The organism is Streptomyces sp. NPDC059398 (genome assembly GCF_042751845.1).
Lineage (GTDB): Bacteria > Actinomycetota > Actinomycetes > Streptomycetales > Streptomycetaceae > Streptomyces.
Window position 1 is genome coordinate 1 of record NZ_JBHYWP010000105.1, and the last position, 8070, is coordinate 8070.

The 8070-nt window shown below is 70.9% G+C and carries 8 protein-coding genes; 4 read left to right on the plus strand and 4 right to left on the minus strand.

Annotation, left to right across the window (positions count from 1 at the left end; all coding sequences use genetic code 11):
- Nucleotides 1–95: 95 nt before the first annotated feature.
- The 3 genes from ACFXBC_RS29000 to ACFXBC_RS29010 form a co-directional block, all read right to left on the minus strand.
- The gene (locus tag ACFXBC_RS29000; protein ID WP_385030822.1) at nt 96–299 is read right to left on the minus strand and encodes a cold-shock protein; all 204 of its coding nucleotides are present in this window, start codon (nt 297–299) and stop codon (nt 96–98) included.
- 275 nt (nt 300–574) lie between these two features.
- Nucleotides 575–1075: a MarR family winged helix-turn-helix transcriptional regulator gene (locus ACFXBC_RS29005; RefSeq protein ID WP_385030825.1), complete on the minus strand. Its 501-nt coding sequence runs from the start codon at nt 1073–1075 to the stop codon at nt 575–577.
- Between the two features lie 198 nt (nt 1076–1273).
- A complete protein-coding gene (locus ACFXBC_RS29010) occupies nt 1274–2338 on the minus strand; it encodes an ATP-dependent DNA ligase (RefSeq protein ID WP_385030828.1) in 1065 nt (354 codons plus the stop codon).
- Nucleotides 2339–2412: 74 nt separating this feature from the next.
- Between ACFXBC_RS29010 and ligD the strand changes: the two genes are divergently transcribed.
- Nucleotides 2413–3444 (plus strand): non-homologous end-joining DNA ligase, encoded by a 1032-nt coding sequence (gene ligD / locus ACFXBC_RS29015; protein WP_385030831.1) that lies wholly within the window; start codon nt 2413–2415, stop codon nt 3442–3444.
- 30 nt (nt 3445–3474) lie between these two features.
- Here the strand turns inward: ligD and ACFXBC_RS29020 are convergent, their stop codons facing one another.
- A complete protein-coding gene (locus tag ACFXBC_RS29020; RefSeq protein ID WP_385030834.1) occupies nt 3475–4836 on the minus strand; it encodes an NAD(P)/FAD-dependent oxidoreductase in 1362 nt (453 codons plus the stop codon).
- Nucleotides 4837–5085: 249 nt separating this feature from the next.
- Between ACFXBC_RS29020 and ACFXBC_RS29025 the strand changes: the two genes are divergently transcribed.
- From ACFXBC_RS29025 to ACFXBC_RS29035, 3 genes are all read left to right on the plus strand, one after another.
- Nucleotides 5086–5739, plus strand: a complete 654-nt coding sequence (locus ACFXBC_RS29025; RefSeq protein ID WP_385030837.1) for a hypothetical protein — start codon at nt 5086–5088, stop codon at nt 5737–5739.
- Nucleotides 5740–5859: 120 nt separating this feature from the next.
- A complete protein-coding gene (locus ACFXBC_RS29030) occupies nt 5860–7134 on the plus strand; it encodes a VWA domain-containing protein (protein WP_385030840.1) in 1275 nt (424 codons plus the stop codon).
- Nucleotides 7134–8030, plus strand: coding sequence for a hypothetical protein (locus ACFXBC_RS29035; protein ID WP_385030843.1), 897 nt, complete (start codon nt 7134–7136; stop codon nt 8028–8030). The genes ACFXBC_RS29030 and ACFXBC_RS29035 overlap by 1 nt, the downstream gene beginning before the upstream one ends.
- Nucleotides 8031–8070: the final 40 nt, after the last annotated feature.

An 8070-nucleotide genomic window follows, 5' to 3' on the forward strand; every position in this document is an offset into this window, starting at 1 on the left:
GGCCGGAAACCGTACCGGGGATCCGGGCGACGCCCTAACACCCCAACACGCCGGGCCCCGCCCCCCAAGGTGCGGGCCCCAGCTTGTGTGGTGCGTCAGGCGGGAACGATGTTCTCGGCCTGCGGGCCCTTCTGGCCCTGCGTGACGTCGAAGGTCACCTTCTGGCCTTCCTGGAGCTCGCGGAAGCCCGAGGCGTTGATGTTGGAGTAGTGGGCGAAGACGTCGGCGCCGCCACCCTCCTGCTCGATGAAGCCGAAGCCCTTTTCCGCGTTGAACCACTTAACGGTGCCAGCAGCCATGTGAATCTCTCCTTAGTGGCAAAAATGCCCGGAGGCCCGCACTGTGCGAACCCCACGTCGCTGCGATGATTACCACGTCCGGAATACTCCGAAAATACAAAAGTGCGCCCACCGGCACCGAAAGCCAGTGAGAGCACTTGAAGTCTTTGGGAACCACAACTGCAACTGGTAACGACACTAGCACGCTGAGCACCACGACGCGGGGAAGATTTTCTCCGCGCGTGTCCGGATCGTGGGAAATCAACACATGGTGCCGTTATTCCGGCCGACGGGAATTAAATGACGGTTGCTTCACCCGCCGGCGCCCCGGCTGCCGACGCCCTCACGGGTTCCAGCGCCTCGACCGCTCTGACCAGCGGGGCCAGCTCCGGGTCGGCCGCCGCCCGGTCGAGAGCGGCGCGCAGAGCCGCGTCGTTGGTGGGGCGGGCCCGTGCGAGGAGCAGTGCCCCGTCGGCGGTCACATCGGTGTAGATGCCGCGCCGGTCGGTGGGGCAGAGATATCTGGCGAGCAGCCCCCGGTCCTCCAGGCGGGTGACGAGCCGGGTCGTGGCGGAGTGGCTGAGGACCACCGCGTCGGCGACCTGCTTCATCTGCAGATGGCCGCCCTCCCCGTCGTGCTGGCGGCTCAGAACGTCGAGCAGCGAGTATTCACGCACGCTCAGCCCGTGGCCCGTCTGGAGCGCGCGCTCGATATGCGCCTCGATCCTTCCGTGCAGAAGGGAGAGGGCGCACCAGCTCTGGCTCAGGGCGGTCATCGCCGGGTCGGTCGCGGTCATCGGGGCCTCCTCGGGCGGGAGCATCCTGGGCGGGTGTCGGCCCGGGGTGTCGGCGCTCTCCGCGCTCACCAGCTTAACGCGCCAGCGATTAAGCAGCGCCTGCAAGTACCTGCCGGGTGCCGGTCCGCGAGGCACCTGGGTGGCGCGGCTTTGGGGGCATGGCTCCGGGACACGTCTCCGGGCGCGCCATCGGCAGGATCAGGCGTCGAGAACGTCCGCCAGCGCCGGACCGGCCGGTTCTTCGAGCTGGGCGTAGGTGCAGCTCCACGGGGACCGGTCCGGGCGCCACCGGCGCCACTGGGTGGTGTGCCGGAACCGCACACCGTTCTCCATGTGGTCGTACGCCACCTCCAGCACCCGCTCGGGCCGCAGCGGGATCCACGACAGATCCTTCTTGCCGCTCCACCGGCTGGGGGCTCCCGGCAGCCGCGCCGTCTCGTGCGCCGTCTCCTGCGTCCATGCCGCCCAGGGGTGCCCGTCGGCCGACTCCATGCGCAGGGGCTCCAGCTCAGTGACGAGTTCCGCGCGCCGCTTCATGGAGAACGCCGCACAGACACCGACGTGCTGGAGTACGCCCTCGCTGTCGTACAGGCCCAGCAGCAGCGACCCGACGACCGGGCCGGACCGGTGCAGCCGGTAGCCCGCCACCACCGTGTCGGCCGTGCGTTCGTGCTTGATCTTGTACATCGCGCGCTCGTTGGGCAGATACGGCAGGCCGAGAGGCTTCGCCACCACGCCGTCGAGCCCCGCCCCCTCGAAGGAGCGGAACCAGTCACCGGCCACCGAGGCGTCGGTCGTGGCGGGCGCGACATGCACCGGCGGCCCCGCCGCGGCCAGCGCCGAGACCAGCCGCTCGCGCCGGACGCCCTGGCCCGTCGCCATCAGCGACTCGTCGCCCACGGCCAGCAGGTCGAACGCGATGAACGACGCGGGGGTCCGCTCCGCGAGCAGCCGCACCCGGGAGGCCGCGGGATGGATCCGCTCGGTGAGCGCGTCGAAGTCGAGCCTGCCGTCCCGGGTGATGACGATCTCGCCGTCCAGGACGCACCGCTGGGGCAGATTGTCCCGCAGCGCGTCAACGAGCTCCGGGAAGTACCGGGTGAGCGGTTTGCCCGTACGGCTGGTCAGCTCGGCCTCCGGGCCGTCCCGGAAGACGATCGCCCGGAAACCGTCCCACTTCCCCTCGTACTGCATACCGGGCGGGATCTTCTTCACGGACTTGGCCAGCATGGGCCTGACGGGCGGCAGAACAGGCAGATCCATACTCGGATTCTGCGGCCGCAGACCGCTCCCCGCCCGATATGCGAAGTACGCGGCCTGCGCCTAGCGTGACGCGCATGGGTGCAGCAGTGGAGCTGAGAGCGGGGGAGCGGACCGTACGGCTCTCCAGTCCCGACAAGGTCTACTTTCCGGAGCGGGGCTTCACGAAGCTCGATCTCGCCCAGTACTACATCGAGGTCGGCGCGGGCATCACCCGCGCGCTGCGGGACCGCCCCACCACACTCCAGCGGTACCCGGACGGGCTGGACGGCGAGTCCTTCTACCAGAAGCGTGCCCCGAAGAACCTCCCGGACTGGATCCCCACCGGCACCATCACGTTCCCCAGCGGCCGGACCGCGGACGAGATGTGCCCCACTGAGCCGGCCGCGGTGCTCTGGGCCGCGCAGTTCGCGACCTTCACCTTCCACCCGTGGCCGGTGCGCCGCCAGGATCCGGACCACCCGGACGAACTCCGGATCGACCTCGACCCGCAGCCCGGCACCGACTTCACCGACGCCGTGCGCGCGGCCCATGAACTGCGCGCCGTGCTCGATGACTTCGGCGGACTGCGCGGGTGGCCCAAGACGTCCGGCGGCCGGGGACTCCACCTCTTCGTACCCATCGAGCCCCGCTGGACCTTCACCGAGGTGCGCCGGGCCGTCATCGCGTGCGCCCGCGAGCTGGAGCGCCGGATGCCGGACCGGGTGACCACCGCCTGGTGGAAGGAGGAGCGGGGCGAACGCATCTTCGTCGACTTCAACCAGACGGCCCGCGACCGCACCATCGCCTCCGCCTACTCGGTCCGCCCGCACCCGCGCGCCCAGGTCTCGGCGCCGCTGCGCTGGGACGAGGTCGACAGCGCGCGCCCCGCCGACTTCGACATCGCCTCCATGCGGGACCGCTACTCCCGCACCGGCGATGTGCACGCGGACATGGACGACCACCGCTTCCGTCTCGACGCGCTGCTGGAACTGGCCGACAAGGACGAGCGGGACCGCGGCCTGGGCGACCTGCCGTATCCGCCCGAGTACCCGAAGATGCCGGGCGAGCCCACCCGCGTGCAGCCGAGCCGTGCCAGGCACCGGCACGGCTCGGAGCGCGACGCATAGCCCGGAAGCGGCGTCCGGACCCGGGGTGGGTCAGCCGTGGGCGGTCATCGACGCGGTGTGCTCGCGCACCTGCTCCGGAGTGAGATACGCGTCCGTGTACTCGAAGTCCCGCAGCGTGGCGGGCTTCTGCGACTGGAAACCGGTGCGTACGAAATCGTCCCCGGCGATGGCGTTGATCATCCAGTTGGTCATCACCCGGGTCTTGGCGACATTGGTGCGCAGCGCCGACCAGTGGTAACCCCGGGCCACGGCCTGCGCCGAGACACCGCGCAGCTCGATTCCCAGCGGCTTCGACACCGCGTCCCTGCCGCCCAGGTCGACCACGAGCCCCAGGTCCTTGTGGACGTAGGGCTGGAGTGGCCGGCGGCGCAGCGAGGCCACGATGTTGTCAGCGAGTTTCCGGCCCTGGCGCATCGAGTGCTGTGCGGTGGGCGGGCAGACCGCGTCGCCCCCCTTGACGAGATCCGGTACGGCGGCCGCGTCGCCGAGGGCGTAGACACCGTCGAGCCCGGGGACGTTCATCTCGGGTGTCACCGCGAGACGTCCGCGTACGGTCTCGGCGCCCACCGTGCCGACCAGCGGACTCGCCGCGACACCCGCGGTCCAGATCAGGGTGCGGCACGGCAGGACCCGGCCGTCGGTGAACGTCACCTTGTCCGGGCCGGCCTCGGCGATCGACACCCCGAGCGAGACCTCGATACCGCGCCCGCGCAGGATCTCCAGAGCGCTCTGCCCGAGTTTGTCGCCCAGCTCCGGCATCAGCTTCGGCGCGATGTCGATCAGATGCCATTTGACCAGCTTCGGATCGATGTGCGGATAGTGCTTCACGGCGTTCGTCGTGAGGCGCTGCAGACAGGCCGCCGTCTCGGTGCCCGCGTAGCCGCCGCCGACCACCACGAACTGGAGCCGCGACTCCCGCTCCGCCTCGTCCTGGCTGGCGTCCGCCAGGTCCAGCTGGGCGATCACATGGTCGCGGATGTACGCGGCCTCGGCCAGGGTCTTCATGCCCCGCGCGTTGTCGAGGAGACCTGGGATGTCGAACGTACGGGTGATGCTGCCCGGCGAGAGCACGATCTGGTCGTAGCGCTCATTGACGATCTCACCGGTGATCTTGCGGATGACGCACACCTTCGCCTTGGTGTCGACCCCGATGGCCCCGCCGGGAATGATCCGGGTGCGGTGCTTCTGGCTCCGGCGCAGCGACACGGCCACCGACTGCGGGGTGAGGACGCCGGAGGCGACCTGGGGCAGCAACGGAAGATAGAGCTGGTAGGAGAAGGGCGCCACCAGCGCGATCTCCGCCTCTCCCGGAATGAGCCGCCGCTCCAGACGGCGTACGCACTCCACTCCGGCGAATCCGGCGCCCACTACGAGAATCCTGGGTCGTCCCACGGTGTTCGTCCCTTCTCAGGTCTGCACGGTCGTACCCTCCCCGCCTGCCCCGTGGGACGGGTGACGGCACGTGTGAATCGCGCCCTGACCGCTGCCTGGCACACCCATCTTCGCGGGCCCGGGGAGAGTCCGCCTGCTGAACACCACGAAGGGGCACCCATGACCGGACGGATCGCGCCCGGAAGAGCGCCGTCGGCCCGGTCCCACGCCCTCGGAAGCCGCCACCGCCGCCGGGTATCGTGCGGATCCATGACGACCGACACCGACACCGACACCGACACCGACGCCGTGCGGGACCGCTCATCGGGCCGTGCCGGGGCGGAGCGCCGCACGACCGGTACGGCCGTGGCCCGTACGGTCACCGACGTATTCCAGCCGCGCAACGTTCTGCTGGTGGGCATGCCCGGTATCGGCGTCGCGGCGGCGGGGGACTGGACCGGCGTCCCCTGGGGGCTGCTCGGCGCGGTGTGCGCGGGGCTGGTACCCGCCGCGTACATCGAGTGGGAGCGCCGGCGCGGTACCTGGGGCGACCGGCATGTGGTCGACCGCAGGCAGCGCGCCCCGATCTTCCTCGTCATCCTCGGATCGGTCGGGACCGGCGCTGCCCTGATGACCGCCGGCGGCGCGCCCCGGGGCATCCTGCTGGCCATGCTCGCCCTCTGGGCGATGACCGTCGTTCTGCTCGCGGTCAACACGGTCTGGAAGATCAGTGTGGACGCGGCGGTGGCTTCCGCGGTCGTCGCGATGCTGGCCGCCGTCCACACGCCGTGGTGGATCACCGGATACGTCCTGGTGGCCGCGGTCTGCTGGTCCCGGGTCGCGCTCGCCTACCACTCCGTCGCGCAGACCCTCGCGGGTGCCTCGCTGGGCGCGGCCACGGCAGCCGTTCTCGTCCTGGCGTAACCGGTTCGCACCGGCTTCCGGGGCCTCGTACGGATTCGGCGTGCCAGGGGCGGGCAGGCCGAACTCCCCGTCCCAGCAACCGTTTTGGAGATATGGGGGGAGGCTCCGTACGATCCGGTGATGATCATGAGAAAACGGCTGGCGGCCGGGGTGTGCACGCTCCTGGCTGCCCTGGTCGTCGGAACCTTCCCCACCGGCGCCGCCGCCGATGAACCGTCCGGCACACCTTCGCCCAAGGTCGAGCTGGTGCTCGACGTCAGCGGCTCGATGCGGACGCGCGACATCGACGGCGGCTCGCGGATGACGGCGGCGAAGCAGGCGTTCAACGAAGTGCTCGACGCGGTGCCCGAGCAGGTGCAGCTCGGCATACGCACGCTGGGTGCCAACTACCCCGGCAACGACCGCAGGACCGGGTGCAAGGACACCCGTCAGCTCTACCCGGTCGGACAGCTCGACCGGACCGAGGCCAAGACCGCGGTCGCGACCCTCGCGCCGACCGGCTGGACACCCATCGGCCCCGCCCTGCAGGCGGCGGCCCGGGACCTCAAGGGCGGTGAAGCGACCCGCCGTATCGTCCTCATCAGCGACGGCGAGGACACCTGTGCACCGCTCGACCCGTGCGTCGTGGCACGCGACATCGCGGCCCAGGGCATCCACCTCGTCATCGACACACTGGGCCTGGTGCCCGACGCCAAGACCCGCAAGCAGCTGACCTGCATCGCCGAGGCCACCGGCGGTACGTACACCTCCGTGCGCCACACCAATGAACTCTCCGGGCGCGTCACGCAGTTGGTGGACCGCGCCGCTGACCCGGTCGCCACCCCCGTGGCCACCGAGGGCGCGGACACCTGCACGGACGCCCCGCAGCTCAAGGCCGGGCTCTACAGCGACCGGGAGAGGTTCGCCGAGCACCGCTGGTACCGGGTGGACGTCCGCCCGGGGCAGGAACTGCGCGCATCCGTCAGCGTCGCCGCCGACCGCGCCGTCAACAACGACTACGGCGTACTGCTCAGGGCGCTGACCGTCAACGGCCGGGAGATCGTACGGGGCCAGGAGTCCGGCACCGGGCGCACCGACGCCATCTCCACGGGGCTGCGCTACCCGAAGCCGGCCGTCGATTCCGACGACGCCCACAACGCCGACAACACAGCGGAGACCGTCTGCCTCAAGGTCGGCAACTCCTTCTCGGCGCCGTCATCGGTCAAGACCACGCCCGGCCTGCCCGTCGAACTGAACATCGCCGTCGTGGACGCACCTGACGACGCGTCCGACGTGGCCGCCTTCGGGCTGGGCCGCGGCTGGTGGCTGCTCGGCGTCCTCGTACTCACCGGCCTGGTGTCGGGTGTGCTCTGGGGCTGGATCTCACGTCTGCGCTTCGCCGGGAGGACCGACTGATGCGGATCCGACGCATACTTCCGCTCACCGTACTCGCGGGTCTGGCGCTCATCGGCGGGGCCGGCGCCGCCGCGGCCGACACGGAGACCCCCTCGCCGTCCTCGTCCTCCTCGGGTGACGGCAACTCCGCGCCGTCCCAGGCGGGTACGGCATTCCGTACGGCGACCGCCATCCAGCAGGGCCGGCACGCCACCGCGAACGCCTCGACGGGCGACTATCTGTACTGGGTCTTTCCCGCCGACGCGGGCCAGTCGGCCACGGTCGACGCCACGGTGAAGCTGCCGGAGGCCGCGGCCCGCCACGGCGCGTCGACCTGGCAGCTCGACGTCTACGACGGGCTGCGCAGGCGGCAGTCGTGCCGGTACGGGAGCCAGACCCGGGTGGCCGCGGCGGACGCGGCCACCGTGACCATGACCTGCCATCTGCGGACGGTCCGGTCCTGGGCGGAACCCTGGGCCAACGACCCGCTGCCGGGGAGCTACTACATCCGGCTGACCGTCACCAGCCTCCCGCAGGAGGACCTCGGACTGCCGGTGCGAGCCGATGTCGTGGCCACCTCGTCCGACAGCGGCGGGGCACACGCCGTGGACGGTTCGCTGTCGTCCCCGCTGACGGCGGTCACGGCCCCGGACGTGTCCTCGTCCACATCGTCGGCCGCGTCGTCCACGGCGGACCCGTCGGCCGGCTCCGACCGGTCCGAGGCGGACGGTTCCTCGGACGCGGCGCCCGCCGGCATCGCCGCCGAGCCGGAGGACGGCTGGTCGTCCGGCTGGTGGTCGGACCGCTGGCTCTGGACCGTGGGCGGCGGCATCCTGGGCGCCCTCGCGGGTGTCGCCGGATACCGGATGGCGCGTGGGCCCGGCCGCTCCTTCTACCGGCGCCCGCCGGCCGTCTGAGACAGCGGCCTCCCGTGCGGGCCGGGCCCCCCCGGCCCCG